Annotated in this window: 19 protein-coding genes; 9 read left to right on the top strand and 10 right to left on the bottom strand. The window is 66.9% G+C overall.

The window, feature by feature from the left end:
* The first annotated feature begins 24 nt into the window (after nucleotides 1-24).
* Complete coding sequence (locus tag QOJ24_RS00210) at nucleotides 25-1,125, top strand: Rv3575c family transcriptional regulator (protein ID WP_526257930.1); 1,101 nt, start codon at nucleotides 25-27, stop codon at nucleotides 1,123-1,125.
* Between the two features lies 1 nt (nucleotide 1,126).
* Here the strand turns inward: QOJ24_RS00210 and otsB are convergent, their stop codons facing one another.
* Both otsB and kstR read right to left on the bottom strand, forming a co-directional pair.
* Entirely contained in the window at nucleotides 1,127-3,664 is a 2,538-nt protein-coding gene (gene otsB / locus QOJ24_RS00205; protein WP_526257928.1) for a trehalose-phosphatase, read from the bottom strand.
* A gap of 3 nt (nucleotides 3,665-3,667) precedes the next feature.
* Nucleotides 3,668-4,279 (bottom strand): cholesterol catabolism transcriptional regulator KstR, encoded by a 612-nt coding sequence (gene kstR, locus QOJ24_RS00200; RefSeq protein ID WP_526257926.1) that lies wholly within the window; start codon nucleotides 4,277-4,279, stop codon nucleotides 3,668-3,670.
* A gap of 260 nt (nucleotides 4,280-4,539) precedes the next feature.
* Here kstR and QOJ24_RS00195 point away from each other — a divergent pair, with 260 nt between their 5' ends.
* Together QOJ24_RS00195 and QOJ24_RS00190 are read left to right on the top strand one after the other, a co-directional pair.
* The gene (locus tag QOJ24_RS00195) at nucleotides 4,540-6,660 is read left to right on the top strand and encodes an acyl-CoA dehydrogenase family protein (RefSeq protein WP_526257924.1); all 2,121 of its coding nucleotides are present in this window, start codon (nucleotides 4,540-4,542) and stop codon (nucleotides 6,658-6,660) included.
* A 54-nt stretch (nucleotides 6,661-6,714) separates the two neighbouring features.
* Nucleotides 6,715-7,314 (top strand): TetR/AcrR family transcriptional regulator, encoded by a 600-nt coding sequence (locus QOJ24_RS00190; RefSeq protein ID WP_526257923.1) that lies wholly within the window; start codon nucleotides 6,715-6,717, stop codon nucleotides 7,312-7,314.
* On the opposite strand, the gene QOJ24_RS00185 is transcribed toward QOJ24_RS00190, so the two are convergent.
* Together QOJ24_RS00185 and QOJ24_RS00180 are read right to left on the bottom strand one after the other, a co-directional pair.
* Nucleotides 7,311-7,889 carry a hypothetical protein gene (locus tag QOJ24_RS00185; protein ID WP_526257921.1) on the bottom strand — a complete coding sequence of 193 codons (579 nt, stop codon included), beginning with the start codon at nucleotides 7,887-7,889 and terminating at the stop codon, nucleotides 7,311-7,313. The genes QOJ24_RS00190 and QOJ24_RS00185 overlap by 4 nt on opposite strands.
* Before the next feature lie 38 nt (nucleotides 7,890-7,927).
* A complete protein-coding gene (locus QOJ24_RS00180) occupies nucleotides 7,928-8,980 on the bottom strand; it encodes a 2Fe-2S iron-sulfur cluster-binding protein (RefSeq protein ID WP_526257919.1) in 1,053 nt (350 codons plus the stop codon).
* A gap of 213 nt (nucleotides 8,981-9,193) precedes the next feature.
* Here QOJ24_RS00180 and hsaA point away from each other — a divergent pair, with 213 nt between their 5' ends.
* The 4 genes from hsaA to hsaB are packed head-to-tail and all read left to right on the top strand — an operon-like array spanning nucleotide 9,194 to nucleotide 12,742.
* Nucleotides 9,194-10,378, top strand: a complete 1,185-nt coding sequence (hsaA, locus tag QOJ24_RS00175; RefSeq protein ID WP_526257917.1) for a 3-hydroxy-9,10-secoandrosta-1,3,5(10)-triene-9,17-dione monooxygenase oxygenase subunit — start codon at nucleotides 9,194-9,196, stop codon at nucleotides 10,376-10,378.
* A complete protein-coding gene (hsaD, locus tag QOJ24_RS00170; RefSeq protein WP_526257915.1) occupies nucleotides 10,378-11,268 on the top strand; it encodes a 4,5:9,10-diseco-3-hydroxy-5,9,17-trioxoandrosta-1(10),2-diene-4-oate hydrolase in 891 nt (296 codons plus the stop codon). The genes hsaA and hsaD overlap by 1 nt, the downstream gene beginning before the upstream one ends.
* Nucleotides 11,265-12,164, top strand: a complete 900-nt coding sequence (gene hsaC / locus QOJ24_RS00165) for an iron-dependent extradiol dioxygenase HsaC (protein WP_526257913.1) — start codon at nucleotides 11,265-11,267, stop codon at nucleotides 12,162-12,164. The genes hsaD and hsaC overlap by 4 nt, the downstream gene beginning before the upstream one ends.
* A 26-nt stretch (nucleotides 12,165-12,190) precedes the next feature.
* Entirely contained in the window at nucleotides 12,191-12,742 is a 552-nt protein-coding gene (hsaB, locus tag QOJ24_RS00160) for a 3-hydroxy-9,10-secoandrosta-1,3,5(10)-triene-9,17-dione monooxygenase reductase subunit (RefSeq protein ID WP_526257951.1), read from the top strand.
* On the opposite strand, the gene QOJ24_RS00155 is transcribed toward hsaB, so the two are convergent.
* A complete protein-coding gene (locus tag QOJ24_RS00155; RefSeq protein WP_526257911.1) occupies nucleotides 12,739-13,506 on the bottom strand; it encodes an alpha/beta hydrolase in 768 nt (255 codons plus the stop codon). The genes hsaB and QOJ24_RS00155 overlap by 4 nt on opposite strands.
* A 244-nt stretch (nucleotides 13,507-13,750) precedes the next feature.
* Between QOJ24_RS00155 and QOJ24_RS00150 the strand changes: the two genes are divergently transcribed.
* On the top strand, nucleotides 13,751-13,966 hold the full coding sequence (locus QOJ24_RS00150) for a hypothetical protein (RefSeq protein WP_526257909.1): 216 nt from the start codon (nucleotides 13,751-13,753) through the stop codon (nucleotides 13,964-13,966).
* Nucleotides 13,967-14,032: 66 nt separating this feature from the next.
* A complete protein-coding gene (locus tag QOJ24_RS00145) occupies nucleotides 14,033-14,779 on the top strand; it encodes a 3-hydroxybutyrate dehydrogenase (RefSeq protein ID WP_526257907.1) in 747 nt (248 codons plus the stop codon).
* Between the two features lies 1 nt (nucleotide 14,780).
* Here QOJ24_RS00145 and QOJ24_RS00140 read toward each other — a convergent pair whose 3' ends face one another.
* The 5 genes from QOJ24_RS00140 to fadD3 all read right to left on the bottom strand — a co-directional run bounded on the left by QOJ24_RS00140 (nucleotide 14,781) and on the right by fadD3 (nucleotide 20,595).
* Nucleotides 14,781-15,893, bottom strand: a complete 1,113-nt coding sequence (locus QOJ24_RS00140; RefSeq protein ID WP_526257905.1) for a pyridoxal phosphate-dependent aminotransferase — start codon at nucleotides 15,891-15,893, stop codon at nucleotides 14,781-14,783.
* Between the two features lie 79 nt (nucleotides 15,894-15,972).
* Nucleotides 15,973-16,914: an acyl-CoA dehydrogenase IpdE2 gene (ipdE2, locus tag QOJ24_RS00135; RefSeq protein WP_526257903.1), complete on the bottom strand. Its 942-nt coding sequence runs from the start codon at nucleotides 16,912-16,914 to the stop codon at nucleotides 15,973-15,975.
* Nucleotides 16,911-17,867 (bottom strand): acyl-CoA dehydrogenase family protein, encoded by a 957-nt coding sequence (locus QOJ24_RS00130; RefSeq protein WP_526257901.1) that lies wholly within the window; start codon nucleotides 17,865-17,867, stop codon nucleotides 16,911-16,913. The genes ipdE2 and QOJ24_RS00130 overlap by 4 nt, the downstream gene beginning before the upstream one ends.
* Nucleotides 17,864-19,003, bottom strand: a complete 1,140-nt coding sequence (locus QOJ24_RS00125) for an acyl-CoA dehydrogenase family protein (RefSeq protein WP_526257899.1) — start codon at nucleotides 19,001-19,003, stop codon at nucleotides 17,864-17,866. The genes QOJ24_RS00130 and QOJ24_RS00125 overlap by 4 nt, the downstream gene beginning before the upstream one ends.
* Nucleotides 19,003-20,595: a 3-((3aS,4S,7aS)-7a-methyl-1,5-dioxo-octahydro-1H-inden-4-yl)propanoate--CoA ligase FadD3 gene (gene fadD3, locus QOJ24_RS00120; protein WP_526257897.1), complete on the bottom strand. Its 1,593-nt coding sequence runs from the start codon at nucleotides 20,593-20,595 to the stop codon at nucleotides 19,003-19,005. Before fadD3 ends, QOJ24_RS00125 begins: the two co-directional genes overlap by 1 nt.
* Nucleotides 20,596-20,613 lie beyond the last annotated feature (18 nt).

The raw sequence follows: 20,613 nt of genomic DNA, 5'->3' as shown, positions 1-20,613 counted from the left end.
GATACGTCGGATAACGTCACCGGCATGTCCAGGAGCCCCACGCCACGGCGCCGGGCCACGCTTGCTTCCCTCGCGGCCGAACTGAAGGTCTCCCGAACCACGATCTCGAACGCCTACAACCGGCCCGACCAGCTGTCGGCCGACCTACGCGACCGGGTCCTCGCGACGGCCAAGCGCCTCGGATACCCGGGACCGGACCCGGTGGCCCGCTCGCTGCGGACACGCAAAGCCGGCGCGGTCGGTCTGGTGATGACCGAACCACTGAACTACTCGTTCAACGATCCCGCCGCGCTGGACTTCGTCGCCGGGCTGGCCGAGTCCTGCGAGGAGGCGGGCCAGGGCCTGCTGCTCGTCGCGGTCGGACCGAACCGAAGCGTGAGTGACGGTTCGGCAGCGGTGCTTTCGGCAAGTGTCGACGGCTTCGTGGTCTACTCCACGTCCGACGACGACCCCTACCTGCAGGTCGTCCTCCAACGCCATCTGCCCGTGGTGGTCGTCGACCAGCCGAAGGACGTCCCCGACACGTCCCGGGTCTGTATCGACGACCGCGCCGCCATGGCCGAGCTCGCGAAACACGTTGTGCAGCTTGGCCATCGGCAGATCGGCGTGCTCACGATGCGATTGGGCAGGGAGCGGCCGCCAGGTGACGGCAAGCCGGTGGTGGCCGATCCGGATCGGCTCCGGACGCCGCACTTCCACGTGCAACGGGAGCGGATCGACGGCGTGTACGACGCGATGACCGAAGCGGGACTCGATCCTGAATCGCTGACGGTGGTGGAAAGCTATGAGCACCAGCCGGCTTCGGGCGGGATCGCGGCGGACGTCGCCCTCGAGGCCAACCCTGGCATCACGGCATTGATCTGTACCGCGGACGTGCTGGCGGTCTCGGCGATGGACCACCTGCGAGCACGCGGAATCTACGTGCCGGGTCAGATGACGGTGACCGGTTTTGACGGGGTGCCCGACGCGGTGCGGCGCGGACTGACGACGGTGAAGCAGCCCAGCATGGACAAGGGTCGCCGTGCCGGCGACCTTCTGCACAACCCACCGCGATCGGGTCTGCCGGCCATCGACGTGCTCGAAACGGAGTTGATCCGCGGCCGCACCTCGGGTCCGCCTTCCTGACTCAGGCGCCGAGGAGTTGCGCGCAGCGCAGCAGTCCCAGATGGCTGTAGGCCTGCGGATGGTTACCGAGTGCGCGTTCGGCGACCGGGTCGTACTCCTCGGACAGCAGGCCGGTCGGACCCGCCGCGGTGACGAGGCGGTCGAATAGCGCCTCAGCCTGCGACCGCTGGTCGGTCAGCAGGTATGCCTCGACCAACCACGCGGCGCACAGGTGGAAACCGCCTTCGGTGCCCGGTAGGCCGTCATCACTTCGATACCGGTAAACGGTTGCACCACTGCGCAATTGTGCCTCGATGGCGACGACCGTGGCCGCGAACCTCGGGTCGGACGGGTCAATGAGACCGGACAGGCCGATGTGCAGGGTCGCGGCGTCCAGATCGGTGCCGTCATAGGCCGCGGTGTAGGACTGCACCTCGTCGCTCCAGCCACGGTCCTGCACCTGCTGGGAGATGACATCGCGCAGGGTTGCCCAGCCAGGAGGTGTGTCGCGTCCGAACTCCTCGGCGAGTCTCAGCGCCAGGTCAACGGTCAGCCAGCACATCACCTTCGAGTAGACGTGGTGCCTGGGCGCCCCGCGGATCTCCCAGATGCCGTGATCCGGTTCGGCCCAACGGCTCTCGACGGCGAACACCATCTCGCTGACCAGATTCCAGTCTGCGTCGGTCAGTGCGTCGGCACGCCCGCTCTCCACCCGCTTGTGCACCAGATCGGATATCAGCGCAACCACCGGGCCGAACACATCAAGCTGTACCTGGGCGTTCGCGGCATTGCCGACCCGCACCGGGCGCGAGCCCGCGTAGCCGGGCAGCGAGTCGATGACCGCCTCCGGTCCGAGGATCATGCCGGAGAGCGCGTAAAGAGGGTGGAGGCGCTCCGGCCCGTGCATCGTCTCGATCACCGCGTGCAGCCAATTCAGATATCCCTCGGCCTCGCCGGTCGATCCCAACGAAACCAGCGAAGCCGCCGTCATCGCGGCGTCCCTGATCCAGCAGTATCGGTAGTCCCAGTTGCGGACGCCGCCGATCTCCTCCGGCAGCGACGAGGTCGCCGCGGCCATGATCGCCCCGGTGTCGACGTGCACGAGGCCGCGCAGCGTCAGCGCCGACCTCTTCATCAGCGGCTGGTTCAGTGCAGGCAGTGTCAGCGTCTGCACCCAGTCCCGCCAATAGCTCTCGGCCCGCTCGCGTCGTGAATCATCGTCGACCGGGCTTTCGGACAAATCCTCGGTACCGCAGCGTAATTCGAGCACGACGGAGCCCTGCGACGGGTCCACCACCGCACGGGCAGTCTCGTGGACACCGTCCGCGACGATCTCCCATTCGACGCCTGGCGCACGCAACACCATCGGCTCGTTGGTCGCGAACACGCGAAGGCCGCCGTCCTGCACGCGCAGGTGCACCGGCGCCTGGGCGAACTCGGGCCGCGGCGCGAACGACACCACGGCCTTGGCCTGTCCGCTGATCACGCGGATCAGATCGGTGCGGCCCGCGCCGACATCGTGAGACAGATAGTCGGTCACCAGCAGACTGGCCCAACGGGTTTCGACGGTCATCGTGCCGTCGACGTAGCGCTGGCTCAACGGCAGCGACTCGCGCTGCGGGCCGATCTCGTAATGGCCGGCGTTCGCATCACCGAGCAGCCTGGAGAACACCGCCGCCGAATCGGCCTGCGGATGGCACATCCACACCACGTCGGCCTCGGGAGTCAGCAGCGCGACGGTTCGGCTGTTGGACAACATCGTCAGCCGCTCGATGGGCGTCGAATGCCCACCGAGAAGCCAAGTGCGGCGGCACTCGAGAAGAAAGGTCAGCGCGAGCGAGACGTCCTCCGGAGACTCCACCCGGTAGTCGGCCAGCGTGTCGCCGTCGCCGACCTTCACCCCGACATCCGGGCCATGCAGCCGGCGAAAGGCCTTCTCGTCGGTCACGTCGTCGCCGAAGAACACCGCCGCGGACGCGCCCTGCTGGTGGCGCAGGATGTCGAGGGCCTGGCCCTTGTCGGTCTGGATCACCGCGAACTCGAGAACCGCTTTGCCCGATGTGATCTGGGCGTCCCACTGCTGCGATGCGGCGTTCGCCTTCTTCATCGCCTCGTCCGCATCGGCCGGGTCAGCGTTGCGCACGTGGAGTGCGATGCTGGCCGGCTTGATCTCGATCGCCACGCCCGGATACTCGGCGGCGATGGCGCCGAGAGCGTCTTTGATCTTGCGCAGCAAGGCTTTTGCGTCGTCGTCGATGGCGTGCACGAAACCGGTGTCGAACTCCGAACCGTGGCTACCCACGAGGTGCACCTCGGCGGGCATTCGGGACAGGGTGGCGAGGTCGCGCAGCGCCCGCCCGGAGATCAGTGCGGCAATGGTCGACGGCAGCGCCGCCAGCTCGCGCATCGCCGCGGCGGATTCGGTGAGCGGGCGTGCATCGTCGGGATTGGCCACGATCGGCGCCATGGTGCCGTCGTAGTCGCAGGCGATGAGGACACGGGGGACCCGAGCGACCGTCGCGAGGGCGCGCTTCAGCTCGGCGGGCAACTCCTGTGTCACCCGCTAAATCTTAGGGTGCTCCCCGTCCCCGATGAGCAGCCGAACCGCAAGGTCGAGCCGCTTGCTCACATCGGTGGCCGACGCCCGGCGGGTCAGCCAGGCCAGCAGGTTGGACAGCCAGACGTCCGAGATGACCCGCGCGATGTGGTACTGGTCCTCGGTCGGCTCACCCTCGCTCATGGCGCGCGCGAACATCGAGTCCATCAGCTTGCCGACGTGATCGACCTCCCCGGCCGCCGACGCGTCGGCGAAGACGAAGGCCCTTGTCATCGCCTCGGTCAGCAGGGGGTTGCGTTGCATCGCCCGGTTCAGCTTGCCGACCATCAGGTTCAGCCGCTGATAGGGCGTGCCGCCCGCGAGCGCCGCGCGGTCGGTCTTGGCGTCGATGCGTTCGAATTCGCGGCCCAGCGCCGACACCAGCAGGTGCACCTTCGACGGGAAGTAGCGGTAAAGGGTGCCGACCGCGACGTCGGCACGCTCGGCGACGGCGCGCATCTGCACGGCCTCATAGCCGCCTTTGGAAGCGATGGCGAGGGTGGCGTCGAGGATCCGCTTGCGGCGTTCCCTCTGCGCCTCGGAGCCGAGTTCGGATTCGGCGAGGACGGATACCGGCATCACCTGAGGCGGTCGCGATTCAGACCCCGAGGACGGGTTGGACTGTGCTGGCGACGACATCAGTTCCGAGCGCTCCTTAATCGTGCGGTCTCGGTGGAAACGATACGCATGCCGATCCCATTTTTCTCACCTCAGCGACCGTACGGCACCGACGTGTGCTGCTGTAACGGCGTTCGACTTGACGGTCGAACACTGGCACTATTAGAACACGTTCTAGTGAGAAGCTGGCTCTTCTCGCGCGATGGCTGAGGAGTCCGAAAATGTCGCAGGCGTCAGCGACCGCCACCGACGATCAGTTTGCCGCGCGTGAACTGGTCCGTAGTTGGGCAGCGGGGTCGAACGCCGTCAAGGCCGCCCGCGATGTCGAGCAGGGCGATCCCGACGCCTGGCGGACGGCATACGCCGGCCTGGCCCAACTGGGAATCTTCGGGGTGGCGCTGCCCGAGGAATGCGGCGGAGCCGGTGGCACCGTCGACGACCTGTGCGCGATGGTCGATGAGGCCGCTGCGGCGCTGGTGCCGGGTCCCGTGGCCACCACCGCGGTTGCCACGCTGGTGGTGCCCAGTTCGCACGCAGAGTTGCTCGAGGCACTGGCGTCCGGCGAGCGCACCGCGGGCCTGGCGCTGAACGCGGAGTTGCATTGCGACGGTGGCCGGGCATCGGGCACCGCCGAGTTCGTGCTGGGCGCCGACGCCGGAGGGGTGCTGCTGCTGCCTGCGGGCGATCACTTCCTTCTCGTCGACGCCACCGCCGACGAGGTCACCGTCGAACCGCTGACGCCCACCGACTTCTCCCGTCCACTGGCCCGAGTCGTGCTCGCCGACGCTCCGGCCGAGGTTCTGCCCGTTTCGAGGCGTCGCGTCGAGGACTTGGCCGCGACAGTGCAGGCCGCCGAGGCCGCCGGGTTGGCACGGTGGACACTGCAGACCGCGACCGAATACGCGAAGGTTCGCGAGCAGTTCGGCAAGCCGATCGGCAGCTTCCAGGCGATCAAGCACATGTGCGCGGAGATGCTGCTGCGCTCCGAGCAGGTCGCGGTGGCTGCGGGTGACGCGGCCCACGCCGCCAACGACTCCGACGATCCACAGCTGTCGATCGCCGCCGGCGTCGCGGCCGCCGCAAGCATCGAGTTCGCGAAGGCGAATGCCAAGGACTGCATCCAGGTACTCGGCGGCATCGGCATCACATGGGAGCACGACGCCCATCTGTACCTGCGGCGCGCATACGGCATTTCGCAGTTTCTCGGTGGGGCGTCACGCTGGCTGCGCCGGGTCGCCGCGCTCACACAGCAGGGCGTCCGCCGCGAACTGCACATCGACCTGGCCTCCGTCGAGCACATGCAACCCGAAATCGCCGCCGCGGTTGCCGAAGTCGCAGCGCAGCCCGAGGAGAAGCGACAGATCGCGCTGGCGGAGGCGGGGCTGCAGGCGCCGCACTGGCCGCCGCCCTACGGCAGAGCCGCCTCACCCGCTGAGCAGCTGCTGATCGATCGTGAGATGGCCGCTGCGGGCGTCGAGCGTCCCGATCTGGTGATCGGTTGGTGGGCGGCTCCGACGATCCTCGAGCACGGCAGCACCGAGCAGATCGAGCGGTTCGTGCCCCCGACGCTGAGCGGCGAACTGTTCTGGTGCCAGCTGTTCAGCGAGCCGGGTGCAGGCTCGGATCTCGCGTCGCTGCGCATGAAAGCCGTTCGCGCCGAAGGGGGTTGGAAGCTCACCGGGCAGAAGGTCTGGACGTCGCGGGCGAACTGGGCGCAGTACGGTGTGTGCCTGGCGCGCACCGACCCCGACGCCCCGAAGCACAAGGGCATCACGTACTTCCTGATCGACATGTCGTCGCCGGGCATCGACATCCGGCCGCTGCGGGAGATCACCGGCGAAGATCTGTTCAACGAGGTGTTCTTCGACGAGGTGTTCGTGCCCGACGAGATGGTGGTCGGTGAGGTCAACGACGGCTGGCGGCTCGCCCGCACCACCCTGGCCAACGAACGGGTCGCGATGGCGCACGGCACTGCGCTCGGCAATCCGATGGAAGAGGTGGTGCGCACTGTCGCCACTCTCGAGCTGGACCCGACGGTGCAGGACCGACTCGGCCGGCTGATCGTCGCCGCGCAGGTCGGCTCGTTGTTGGACCAGCGCATCGCGCAACTGGCGGTCGGCGGCGCCGATCCCGGGCCGCAGGCCAGCGCCCGCAAGCTGATCGGCGTGCGCTATCGGCAGGCGCTGTCGGAGTTCCGGATGGATCTGTCCGAGGGCGCCGGTGTGGTCGAGAACCAGCCCGTGCACGACTTCCTCAACGTGCGCTGCCTGACGATCGCCGGCGGCACCGAGCAGATCCTGCTCACGATGGCCGGCGAACGGCTATTGGGCCTGCCGCGCTAGGCAAAACCCAGTCCGAACAGCAAAAAAGCACGGTCGTTCCTTTATGCTGAGCAGGTGAAGCGGCGGCCGAAGGGGCAGCGTACGAGGGCGGCGATCCTCACCGAGGCCGCCCGCCTTGCATCCCTCGACGGACTCGACGGGCTGACGATCGGCGGCCTCGCCTCAGCGATCGGGATGAGCAACAGCGGCCTGTACGCCCACTTCGGTTCCAAGGAAGACCTGCAGTTGGCGACGATCGGATCGGCGAGAGAGACGTTCGTCGCCGAGGTGTTCGTGCCCGCCCTCGCCGCGCCGCAGGGCATCCGCCGCCTGTATGCCGCCTGCGATGCGTTTCTGTCTCACATCGAGCGGCGGGTGTTCCCCGGTGGATGCTTCTTCGCGGTCGCGGCCGCCGAAGTCGGCACCCAAGAGGGCGTGGTGCGCGACGCCGTCGCCGCGCAGCAACGTGACTGGATCGAGCTTCTGGAACGGCTTGCCCACAAGGCGATGGACGTCGGCGAACTCGGGCCCGGCGTCAATGCGGCTCAGCTCGCCTTCGAGCTCAACGCGGTGGTGGTGTCCGCCGCTTCGACATTCACCCTTCAAGGCGACCCGGCGGTGTTCGAGTACGCCCGTGCGGCGGTGCGCTCGCGACTGCAGCCGGCCGCACGCTAGCTGAAGGAGGTCTGCGCGCAGGCGCTCGGCGTGGTCAGGTTCACGCCGCCGTACACCACCTGGATCTGCGAGCAAGCGACGAAACCGGCCTGCGTTCTCGGCTGGCCGGTCACCCAGTCGGTGGGCACCGAATCTCCGTCGGTTTGAAAGCGCTCGATCGGGCCGCCGCCGAAGTAGGTCACCGAGATCTCGACGTTGGTGACCGCCTTGAACATCTTCGACAGAACGTTGTCGTGATTGGCGCCCTTGACCTCGCGCGGATTGCCCGAAGGGGCGCTGTAGGAGGCCTCCTGCCACACCTGGCGGTCCAGGCTGCGCAGCGTGATGGTCTGACGCGCCCAGGTGTCGCCGGGGAATCCGGTTGGCCCGTCGGGCGTCAGCAGGTTGGCGGCGGTGTTGAACCAGCATCTGTTCGCCGCCGAGACGCAGTTGGCGGTGACGTGCATTTCGATCGAGGTCGCCGGGTCGACGGCGATCGAGGTGGTGGCCGTGTTGGTGGCGGCCATCGCCGACGCGGGCTGCGCGAGCACCGCCGTCAGCGCGGCCGCGGCGCATGTTGCTGCGAACCGCTTCATGACTGCTCCCCTCCGGTGCGGCGAATGTTAGCCCGCGCTTATTCGTCGTATGTGACTTCAACCGAATCCGACCGCGGACGCGCCTGGCAACCGAGGATCAGGCCCTCGTCGAGATCCTGTTGCTCGAGCACATCATTGACCTCCATCTCGACGTCGCCGCTCTTCTTCAACACCGCACAGGCCCCGCAGTGGCCCTCGCGACAGGAGAACGGGGCGTCGAGGCCCGTGTCGAGGAGCACGTCGAGAAGCTTCGCGTTGCGCGGCCACCGCACCTCGTGCGTGGTTCCGTCGAGGGTGACGACCGCGGTTGCGGGCCCCTCGTCGCTGTCGTCCTCCTCGATCACCACCGCGGCGAACGGGTCGGACTCGAGCGATTTGAACACCTCGATGTGGATGCGGTCGGCGCCCGCGCTCTTCATCGCCTCTTCCGCGGCCGCCATGAACGGCCCAGGGCCGCAGATGTACGCGTCGTGCCCGGCATACGGGGCCGCGAGCGTGGACAGCGCGGCGACGCTGGGCAGCCCCTGTACCGATTCCAGCCAGTGCACGACGCTCAGCCGGTCGGGGTACTTCGCCGCCAGCTCGCGCAGGGCGCCGCCGAAGATGACGGAATTCTCGTCGCGGTTGGCGTAGATCATCACCACCTTGCCGCTGCCCTCGGCGAGCGCCGACTTGCAGATCGACATCATCGGCGTGATGCCGCTGCCCGCCGCCAGAAGCAGGAAGTCGGTGTCCAGCGTCTTGGGCACGAAGTTGCCCGACGGGGCCAAGGCGTGGATCCGCATCCCCACATGCGCGTTGTCGCACAGCCAATGCGACGCGTAGCCGCCGTCGGTGCGCTTGACGGTGACGGTCAACGGATCACCGGTGTGCGGTGAGCTGCACAGCGAGTAGCACCGCGCCACGCATCCGGTGCGGTCGCTCGGCACCCGCAGCGTGAGGAACTGGCCCGGCGCATAGCGAAGTTTTTCGGCCGGGATGTCGGCGCCTTCGGGCACGGTGAACACCAGCGAGCGCGCGTCGTCGGTCTCCTTGACGACGTCGGCCACCTGCAGCTCCAGCACGTGGCTACCGAGCGGCTCGTCTGTCACGCGGTTGCCCTTCCTTCTCCGGCTCGGGGGCCGATAACTAGAACAGGTTACAGAAATGCATGTCCGCAGGTCTAGCTGCCGCAGGAATGCGCTGCTCGACACAAATCGTAACGTGTTCTAATCTTGCTCTAGCGATCTGTCCCCTGCCCTTCGGGCGGGGTCCCCACTTCGCGAGCGCCATCGCCAGGTCCGATCTCTGTTGGAGGCAAACCAGTGACGTCCATTGAACAGCGTGACGTGCAGTCGGTCCTAGCCGGCATCGACGATCTGTTGCCGCTGATCGCCAAGCGGGCGCAGGCTACCGAAGACCTGCGGCGGCTGCCCGACGAGACGGTCGCCGAACTCGACGAGATCGGCTTCTTCAAGCTGCTCCAGCCCGAACAGTGGGGTGGCCTCCAGTGCGATCCGACCCTGTTCTACGAGGCGGTGCGTCGCATCGCGACGGCATGCGGCTCCACCGGCTGGGTCAGCTCGATCGTCGGCGTGCACAACTGGCACCTCGCGCTGTTCGATCAGCATGCGCAGGAAGAGGTGTGGGGCGACGATCCCACCGTGCGCGTCTCCTCGTCGTATGCGCCGATGGGCGCGGGTCACGTGGTCGACGGCGGATACCTGGTCAGCGGCTCGTGGAACTGGTCGTCCGGCTGCGACCACGCGACGTGGACGTTCGTCGGCGGCCCGGTGATCAAGGACGGCAAGCCGGTCGACTTCGGCAGCTTCCTGATGCCGCGCAGCGACTATCGCATCGACGACGTGTGGCACGTGGTCGGCCTGAAGGGCACCGGAAGCAACACGCTGGTGGTCAAGGACGTCTTCGTCCCGCGGCACCGGTTCCTCTCGTACAAGTCGATGAACGACCGCACGGCCGGCGGGTTGAAGACCAACACTGCACCGGTGTACAAAATGCCTTGGGGCACAGTGCATCCCACCACCATTTCGGCCCCGATCGTCGGCATGGCTTACGGCGCTTACGACGCCCACGTCGAACACCAGGGCAAGCGCGTTCGTGCCGCGTTCGCGGGCGAGAAGGCCAAGGACGACCCGTTCGCCAAGGTGCGCATCGCCGAGGCGGCCAGCGACATCGATGCGGCATGGCGGCAGCTCATCGGCAACGTCGGCGACGAATTCGCGCTCCTGAAGGAGGGCAAGGAGATCCCGTTCGAGCTGCGTGCCCGTGCCCGTCGCGACCAGGTTCGTGCCACCGGACGTGCGATCGCCTCCGTCGACCGGCTGTTCGAGGCATCGGGTGCCACTGCACTCAACAACGACGCTCCCGTGCAACGGTTCTGGCGTGACGCGCACGCGGGCCGGGTGCACGCGGCCAACGATCCAGAACGCGCCTACCTGATCTTCGGGAACAACGAGTTCGGCCTGCCACCCCAGGACACGATGGTCTGATGACGTCGTTCGCCGCCGAAGCCGCTCAACAGCAAGAGCTCACTTTCGAGTCGACCTCCCGGTATGCGCAGGTCCGCGAGGACATGCGGCTGCATTATCACGAAGCCGGCGTCGGTAACGAGCAGACGATCGTGCTGCTGCACGGCGGCGGTCCCGGCGCATCGAGCTGGTCGAACTTCAGCAAGAACATCCCCGAGCTGGCGAAGCAGTTTCACGTCCTCGCCGTCGACCAACCGGGATACGGCCATTCGGACAAACACACCGAACACGAGCAGTACAACCGCTACAGCGCCACCGCGGTGCTGAACCTGTTCGATCACCTGCAGATCGAACGCGCTGCGCTGGTGGGCAATTCGCTGGGTGGCGGCACCGCAGTCCGGTTCGCGCTCGACAACCCCAAGCGCGCGGGCAGGCTGGTGCTGATGGGTCCGGGCGGGCTGTCGGTCAACCTCTTCGCCCCCGATCCCACCGAGGGCGTGAAGCTGCTCGGCAAGTTCGCAGTCGACCCGACCCGCGAGAACATCGAGAAGTTCCTGCGCATCATGGTGTTCGATCAGAACCTCATCACACCCGAACTCGTCGACGAACGGTTCGCCATCGCCAGCCAGCCGGAGTCGCTGGCGGCGACCAAGGCGATGGGTAAGTCGTTCGCGGGACCCGACTTCGAACTGGGCATGATGTGGCGCGAGGTGTACAAACTTCGCCAGCCCGTGCTGCTGATCTGGGGCAGGGAGGATCGGGTGAACCCGCTCGACGGCGCGCTTGTCGCGCTCAAACAGATTCCCCGCGTGCAGCTGCACGTCTTCGGGCAGTGCGGACACTGGGCACAGCTGGAGAAGTTCGACGAATTCAACAAGTTGACGACCGATTTTCTCGGGGGCGGGAAATGAGCATCAAATCTCTTGGTTACCTGCGGATCGAGGCCACCGATATCGCCGCATGGCGGGAGTACGGCCTGAAGGTTCTCGGCATGGTCGAGGGTTCCGGGTCCACCGAAGGCGCGCTCTACCTCCGGATGGACGAGTTCCCGGCCCGCCTGGTCATCGTTCCGGGGGATAACGACCGGTTGCTTCAGTCCGGCTGGGAGACGGCCAATGCCGCCGCCCTGCAGGAGATTCGCCAGCGGCTCGACGTCGAGGGCACGCCGTACAAGGAGGCCTCTGCCGCTGAGCTCGCCGACCGTAGCGTCGACGAGATGATCACATTCGACGACCCGTCGGGCAACACCCTTGAGGTGTTCCACGGCGTCGCCCTGCAACACCGCCGCGTCGTCAGCCCGTATGGGCACAAGTTCGTCACCGAAGAGCAGGGCCTCGGCCACGTTGTGCTGACCACGCGCGACGATGCAGAGTCGCTGCACTTCTACCGTGACGTGCTCGGCTTCTACCTGCGTGACTCGATGCGGCTGCCACCGCAGCTCGTCGGCAGGGCCGCCGACGGCGCACCCGCGTGGCTACGGTTCTTCGGCGTCAACCCGCGCCACCACAGCCTCGCCTTCATGCCGGGGGAAACGCCGAGCGGCATCGTGCACCTGATGGTGGAGGTGGGTGAGGCAGACGACGTCGGGCTGTGCCTCGACCGTGCACTGCGCCGCAAGGTGCCGATGTCTGCGACGCTGGGCAGGCACGTCAACGACAAGATGCTGTCGTTCTACATGAAGACACCGGGCGGGTTCGACATCGAATTCGGTTGTGAGGGACTCAAGGTCGACGACCCCGACTGGGTGGCCCGGGAGAGCACCGCCGTCAGCCTGTGGGGCCACGACTTCAGCATCGGGTTCAAGTAGCGTTAGCAGTCGTGTCCGCCGAACCGATGGACCCCCGCACATTCCGCAATGTGCTCGGCCAGTTCTGCACCGGCATCACCGTGATCACCACGATGGCCGACGGTGCGCCGACCGGATTCGCCTGCCAGTCGTTCGCGGCGCTGTCGCTGGAACCGCCGCTGGTGCTGTTCTGTCCGACCAAGGTCTCCCGGTCGTGGAAGGCCATCGAGGCCTCCGGCAACTTCTGCGTGAACGTTCTGCACGAGAAGCAGACGGACGTCTCGGCGCGATTCGGCTCCAGGGAGCCCGACAAGTTCGCCGGGATCGACTGGGGTCCATCGAAATTGGGATCGCCGGTGATCAAGGGCACGCTCGCACACATCGACTGCACCGTGCACTCGGTGCATGACGGGGGCGACCATCTCGTCGTCTTCGGCGCTGTGCATTCGCTCACCGACGTGCCGCACAAGAAGCCGCGGCCGCTGTTGTTCTACCGCGGCCAGTACACCGGGATCGAACCGGACAAGAACATGCCCGCGCACTGGCGCGACGACCTCGAGGCGTTCCTCACCGCCACCACCGACGACACCTGGCTTTAAACCATCTGCCCGATGAAGGCGATGATTTCGTCGGCCACCTCGCGGTGCATCGTGTCGTTCAGTATGTCGTGGTACCCGCCGGCGAACTCCTTGAGCTGCAACGGTTCTATCTGTTCGGCGTAGGCGGCCACAGCGCCGACCGGTGCGACCGGGTCGGCGACACCGTGCACCGCCAGCGTCGGCACCGTCAGGGCCGGCAGGTCGCGGCCGAACCGATCCCATGCGGTGTCGAGTGCGCGCGTCAGTGGGGCGCCGTCGGCGTCAACGAACGCCAGAGGATCGTTCTCGAGCGAGTCGAGGTAGAACGGGTCGTTGGAGAGCCAAAGCGGGTCGAGATCGAATGAGCTGTCCGCGTCGAGCATCTCGGGTAGCGGCACCAGCGGCGCGCCGGAGATGACGCCTGCGCGGTAGCGGTCCGGTTGGTCGAGCAACCGTGTCAGAGTCACCACGGCGCCGAACGAATGGCCTGCGGCGATCAGCGGTAACCCGGGACGCTCGCCCTCGGCAAGCTCGGTCAAGGTGTCGGCGAGATCCGAGCTCTCGGCGATGGAGCCGAAGTCCCCGCGTTCGCCCGGGCTGAGCCCATGGCCGAACTGGTCGACCGCCCACAGGTCGATGCCGGCGGCATTCAGCGCGAAGCCGTACCGGTGATAGACGCCGGTGTGTTCGCCGAAGCCGTGCAGGAAGACGACGAGGGCGCGCGGCTGACGCGCCGCCCAGTGGCGGTAGTAGGCCCGACCATTCGGGTGATCAATGAACGGCATGGCGGTGAGTTTAGCTGTGATCCACCGCACATGGGCATGGCGACTGAGATCCGCCGCGCCCGATCTGTGCTCGGCGACCCAGAGATCCTGCCAGCCGTCGACCAATTGCTGCCAGTGGAATTAAACCCTTGACCTCCCCGTTTAAAGAGGCATACCGGTCAGGGAGAACCCCACAAAAGCCGGTAACGCGGAGTCCGAGCCCACAAGGCTCGAACCCCACACAGAAGAAAGTAGAAGGCACCAAATGAAGAAGTTCGGGTTTGCCACACTCCTCGCGAGCGGTTTGGCCGCCGCCGTGCTCGGCTTTGCTGTGCCGGCTCAGGCGACCGTTCCAGCGAACGCTGTGGACGTCGTCATCACCGGTCCGTCGCAGGGCATCGATCACCTCGACTGGCTGAACGACATCCAGCAGAAGCCGAACGTCGCGCGCCCTGACACGACGGTGCGGAGCAATCCGTAACCAGCCGCTAGCTGACAAGAGGGCACCCCGGCCGGGGTGCCCTCTTTTTCATTTACGATTCCTGTCATGACAGCACTCGAGGGACGCACCGCCCTCGTCACCGGCGGGGCAAGCGGCATCGGTGCGGCGTGTGCCCGCGAGCTTGCTGCGCGCGGCGCCGTGGTGACGGTCGCGGACCTCGACCACGCAGGCGCTACGGCCATCGCGGATGAGATCGGTGGAAAGTCTTGGGCCGTCGACCTTTCCGATGTAGCCGCGTTGGAAAATCTAGCGCTTCAGACCGACATCCTGGTCAACAATGCGGGAATCCAGCACGTCAGCCCCATCGCCGACTTTCCGCCGGAGCGCTTCCGGTTCATGCTCGCGCTCATGGTGGAGGCGCCCTTCCTGCTCATCCGTGCGGCGCTGCCGCACATGTACGACACCGGCTTCGGGCGCATCATCAACCTCTCGTCGGTACACGGACTCCGTGCCTCCGAGTACAAAGTCGCCTACGTCACCGCCAAGCACGCGCTCGAGGGACTGTCGAAGGTGACCGCGCTCGAGGGTGGGCCGCACGGTGTGACGAGCAACTGCGTCAACCCGGGATACGTACGCACACCGTTGGTCACCAAGCAGATCACCGACCAAGCCCGTTCGCACGGCATTCCCGAGCAACAGGTGGTCGAGGACGTTCTGCTGAAAGAAAGCGCGATCAAACGGCTCCTCGAGCCGGAAGAAGTTGCATCCCTTGTTGGCTGGCTCGCATCACCCGCCGCCGGAATGGTGACCGGCGCGTCCTACTCCATGGACGGTGGCTGGAGCGCGCGCTGAATCAGCGCAGCCACTCGCCGATGCGTCGCAGTGCCTCTTCGATGTCCCCGGTCGGGCCCGCGAAGGACATCCTGACGAACGCACCCCCGCGCTGCGTGTCGAAATCGATGCCCGGTGCGATCGCGACTCCGGTGTCGGCCAGAAGTTTCGAGCAGAACCCCAGTGAGTCGCCCGTCAGATGGGATACGTCTGCGTAGACGTAGAACGCGCCGTCGGTCGGTGCGAGCCGGTCGACGCCGACCTTGCGCAGGCCGGTCAACAGCAGCTGCCGGTTGGCGGCATAGTGATCGAGCAGCGCGTCGGCCTCGGCGATCGATTCCGGCGTGAACGCCGAAACGGCGGCCGTCTGCGACAGCGCAGGAGGGCAGATGGTGAAATTCCCCGTCAGGCAGTCCACCGCGCGCTGCAGTTCCCGCGGCACCAGCAGCCATCCGAGCCGCCACCCCGTCATCGCGAAATATTTCGAAAAGCTGTTGACCACAACGGCTTCCCGTGACGTCTCCCATGCGCAGCTGGTGTCGGGGGCGCCCTCATACACCAGACCGTGGTAAACCTCGTCGCTGATCAGCCGAACGCCTGACTCCGCACACCACGACGCGATCCCCGCAAGCTCGTCGGGCGGGATCACGGTGCCGGTCGGGTTGGCGGGGCTTGCGACGATCACACCCTGCACGGGTGGGTCGAGTTCCGCGAGCATCTGCGCAGTGGGCTGGAACCTGGTGTCGGGTCCGCACGGGATCTCGACGACCTCACAACCAAGTGCCGACAGGATGTTGCGGTAACACGGATATCCGGGGCTCCCGATAGCGACGCGATCACCGACGTCGAAGCAGGCCAAAAAGGACAGCAGGAACCCGCCCGACGACCCGGTGGTCACCACTACGTCGTTGGGATCGACGGTCAGCCCGTGCCGCGACTGATAGGAGCCGGCGATCGCCGCACGAAGTTCGGGGATGCCGAGCGCGACCGTGTAACCGAGGACTGTGTTGTCGAGTGCCGCCTTCGCCGCGGTCCGCACCGCGGCGGGCGCGCCTGCGCTGGGTTGGCCTGCCGACAGGTTCACCAGATCGCCGTGCGTGCGCTGACGTTCCGCAGCGGCCAACCACACGTCCATCACATAGAACGGTGGGATGCCTGCGCGTAGCGAGACGGTGCCGATCAGGTGCTCCTCTCGTCCGCCATCAGAAGCAACGTTAGAGCACCTCGGGCTCGAGCCTTCGCAGATGCTCCCGCGGCGGTCCGAGCAGCTGCGCGCTGCCGTGCGCGCGCTTGAAGTACATCTGAATGTCGTGCTCCCAGGTGATCGCGATGCCGCCGTGCATCTGCACCGCTTCGGCTGCCACCTTCGAAAACGCCTCGCTAGCCGCGAACCGGGCCAGCGCCGCCGACGTGGCGGTCGGCTCGGCGACGGCGTCGTTGACGAGGGCGCGCGCGGACTGCACCGCGACATAAAGGTCGGCCATCCGGTGTTTGAGTGCTTGGAAGCTGCCGATCGGGCGGCCGAACTGGACGCGGTCCTTGGTGTATTCGACGGTCAGGTCAAGGCACTTCGTTGCGGCGCCGATCTGCTCGGCCGCCACCAGGATCGACGCAGTATCAGCGAGCCCGGGGTCGGCCCCGATGGTCACGGTGTCCTTCGGCTCCAATCGCGCCAACCACCGCGTCAGGTCCATGGTGGGGACGGGGGTGGCCGTGAACGTGGACCAACGGGTCAGCGTCTCGCCGTCGGCGGCGACCACGATGTCGGCGACCGTCCCGTTGATCACGAAGCCGGGATCGAAGACCACGGTGCCGATTGTGGCGCCTTCGGCCAGCTTCTCGAGTGCATCGGTGTCGGCCTCGTCGGCGGCAAGCAGCGCAAGCTCGGCCAGCGTCGTGCCCAGAAGCGGCGTGGGCGTCAGCGCCTTGCCCAGTTCTTCGATGACGACAGCGGCGTCGGCGAGCTCGCCCCCCGCGCCGCCCATGTCCTCGGGCACCACCAGTGCCGCGGCTCCGACCTGCTCGCACAGCAGCTTCCACAGCGACTCGTCGTAGCCGCGCTCCGTCTCGATCGCCCGGCGCACCGCCGCGGGAGATGCGTGCTTGTCGACCAGCGCCGCGACGGTGTCCCGGAGCAGTTCGCGTTCTTCACTCATGAGAAGGCCTCCAATACCCGGCGGCGGTGCCACGTCGGGTCACCCCATGCCGACCGCAACGCCTGTACCCGCAGAAGCAACAGTGACAGGTCGTGCTCCTGTGTGAAGCCGATGGCGCCGTGGGTCTGCAGCGACGAGCGGGCGGACAGCAGTGCGGCGTCGGCCGCCGCCGCAAGCGCTGCGCTGACATCGCGTGCCGCGTCGCCGGAGCCGTCTGCCAGCGACAGCGCTGCCCCGTAGACCAGCGGCCTGGCCAGCTCGACGGCGATGTACACGTCGGCCAGCTTGTGTTTGATCGCCTGGTATGACCCGATGGTCCTGCCGAACTGGCTGCGTTGTTTCGCGTAGTCGACAGAGGCGTCGAGCATAGCTTGGCCGGCACCGACCAGCTGTGCGGCGTTGGCGAGCACGCCGTACTCGAAAGCCTTGGCGGTGTCGGCCTTTCGGGCGTCGCCGCGGGCCGTCGCGTCGAACAGCTTTCGTGCCGGGTCGACGGACTCGTGTTGAGCGCCCGCGTTGCCGTCGCGCACCTCACCGTCGCCTGCAACCAGAATCAGCCCGGCGGAATCGGCGTCGACGGCGCGCGGCACGTGCGGGGGAAGGGCGACGGTGGCGATCAGTTCGCCGGACGCGAGCGCGGCGCAGCGGTCATCGTCTGCGAGCAGAACCGGAGCGACCGCGATCGATTCGGTGACCGGTCCGGGCACACCCCAGTAGCCGAGTCGTTCGGCGGCGACCACGAGGTCGACGGGATGCGCCTCGATGCCGTCGAACCGTTCGGGCACCAACAGCGCCGTCACACCGAGGTCGGTCAGCGTCGACCACACCTTGCGGCCAGGACCGGTGTCCCCCTGCGCCCATGTGCGCACCGCGCCGGGAACGCCTGCCGCGCCGAGCGCGGCGTCGATGCTCGCCGCGAAGTCGCGCTGCTGTTCGTCGATCTCGAAGTTCATTTCTGCCCCTTGGGTTCGCGGGGCAGGCCGAGTAGCCGCTCGGCGATGATATTGCGCTGAATTTCGTTGGTGCCTGCATAGATCGGGCCGCCGAGGGCAAAAAGCAGGCCGTCTGTCCAGGAGTCGGCCAGCTCGCCGTCGGGTCCCCGCATGTCCAGAGCGGTCTGGTGAAGGGCGACATCGAGTTCCGACCAGAACACTTTGGTGATCGACGACTCGGCGCCGAGCTCGCCGCCGTTGGCGAGCCGCGTGACGGTGCCGAAGGTGTGCAGCCGGTACGCCTGGGCCTTGATCCACGCGTCGGCGACCCGGTCGGCGAAAACCGGGTCTCGGTCGGCCGTCCACTGGTCGACGAGTCGCTCGGCAGGTGCGATGAACCGGGCAGGGCTGCGCAGCGACATCCCGCGCTCGTTGCTCGACGTGCTCATCGCGGAGCGCCAGCCGTCGTGCACGGCGCCGATCACGTCGTGGTCAGCCACGAAGACGTCGTCGAGGAATATCTCACCGAACCCGGTGTCGCCACCGAGTTGCGCGATCGGCCGCACGGTGACGCCGTCGGCCTTCAGGTCGAACATGACGTAGGTGAGGCCCTTATGCCGCTGCGCCTCCGGGTCGGACCGGAATAGCCCGAATGCCCTGTCGCCGAACGGCGCCCGCGAACTCCAGATCTTCTGTCCATTGAGCTTCCAGCCACCATCGACTTTGGTGGCAGTTGAGCGCAGCGACGCGAGGTCGCTGCCTGACTCCGGTTCCGACCAGGCCTGCGCCCAGATCTCCTCACCGCTGGCCATCTTCGGCAGCACCCGGTCGAGCTGTTCTGAGGTGCCGTGTGCGAACAGGGTCGGCGCCAGCATGGAGGTGCCGTTGGCGCTGGCGCGGCCGGGCGCTCCAGCCCGGAAATACTCCTCCTCGTAGACGATCCATTGCAGCAATGTGGCGTCGCGGCCGCCGTAACGCTCCGGCCATGCGATGACCGAAAGGCCCGCATCGAAAAGCACCTTGTCCCAACGACGATGCTGCTCGAAGCCTTCTGCCGTGTCGTAGGACTTCGTCGGGATGTGCTCTGAGTTGGCGGCGAGGAAGTCGCGGACCTCGGCCCGGAATTCCTCGGTGTCATCGTCGAACGCCAGGTCCATCAGACCGTCTCCCGCAATCGTGGTTTGACCACTTTGCCTCCTGGGTTGCGCGGCAGCGCATCGAGGAACGCCACCGATCGTGGGGTCTTGAAATTCGCCAGATGCTCACGCGTATAAGCGATCACGGCCGCCTCGTCGAGTTCAGCGCCCGGTAGCGTGACCACGAACGCCTTGCCGACCTCGCCCAGCCGCTCGTCTGGCACTCCGATGACCGCGGCCTCGGCCACCCCGTCCAGCCGGGCGAGAACCTGTTCGATCTCGGCTGGATACACGTTGAAGCCACCGCAGATGTACATGTCCTTGAGTCGGTCGGTGATCTGCAGATTCCCGGCTCCGTCGACGCGGCCGACATCGCCGGTGTGCAGCCAGCCGTCGGCGTCGATGGCCCTGCCCGTCGCATCAGGATCGTCGAGATAGCCCAGCATCACGTTGGGTCCGCGCAACAGCACCTCGCCCGCGCCGTCGTCGGCCGGGTTGTCGATGCGCAACTCGAAGTCGGCGATCGGACGCCCGCATGTGGTGGCGACGGTGACGGCGTCGTCGTCCGCGCGGCACATCGTGCCGAAGCCACTGGCCTCGGTCAGCCCGTAGGCCGTCAGCACGATGTCGATGTCCAACTCCGACTGCATCCGTTCGATCAGCACCACCGGGATCGTCGCCGCGCCGGTGACCGCGAACCGCAGCGAGCTCAAGTCATAGTCGCCGCGCCTGGGGTGGTCGAGCAGGGTCTGGTAGATCGTCGGGGGTCCGGGAAGCACCGTGATCCGGTGTTCGGCCACCGCAGCCATCGCCTTCTCCGGGTCGAACGTCAGTTGAGGGATCAAGGTCGCACCGGTCTGCAGGCAGGCCAGGATGCCCGCCTTGTAGCCGAAGTTGTGGAAGAACGGGTTGATACACAGGTAGCGGTCGGAGCTGGTGACCTGTCCGCAGGCCGCCCATGCCGCGGGCGCGTCGAGCGACTGCCGGTGTGCGCACAGCGCACCCTTGCTGCGGCCGGTGGTGCCGGAGGTGAACAGGATGTCAGAGACGTCGTCGGGCTGCACGGCGGCCGCGCGGCGCTCGACTTTTTCTAAATCGACGCCACAGGCGACGAACTCGTCCCAGGTGCCGTCGTCCTTATCGACCGGGACGCGCACGATGTGGCGCAGATCGGGCAGGGTCGCGCGGTCGAGGCCCGCGGTCTTGTCCGCGCCGAGGAATTCACCGGCCGCGACGAGCAGCGGCGCTCCGGTGCGGGCCAGCACGTCGGCGGCTTCGCCTGCGGTGTAGCGCGTGTTGAGCGGTACGACGACGCCGCCCGCATAGTGGGTGGCCAGGCATGCCACGACCCAGTGCCATGTGTTCGGCGACCAGATCGCGACGCGGTCCCCGGCGGCGACGCCATGGTCGATCATCGCGGCGGCGGCCACCCGCACCTCGTCGCGCAGTTGCGCGAAGGTCAGCCGTCTCGCGTCGGTGACCAGCGCGTCATGGTCGGCGAATTGGCCGACTATCCGGTCCAGGACCTGCGGAATGGTCCTCAGCTGTCTCTCCGGGTCGTCCCCTGCCCTTCGGCCGTGGGCCCATCGCTCCTGCCCAGTGGGCGGCGTCATCGATGCTCCTCTAACAAA

The sequence above is a fragment of the Mycobacterium sp. genome (genome assembly GCF_032159775.1).
GTDB lineage: Bacteria > Actinomycetota > Actinomycetes > Mycobacteriales > Mycobacteriaceae > Mycobacterium.
This window is presented reverse-complemented; position numbering and strand designations above follow the sequence as displayed.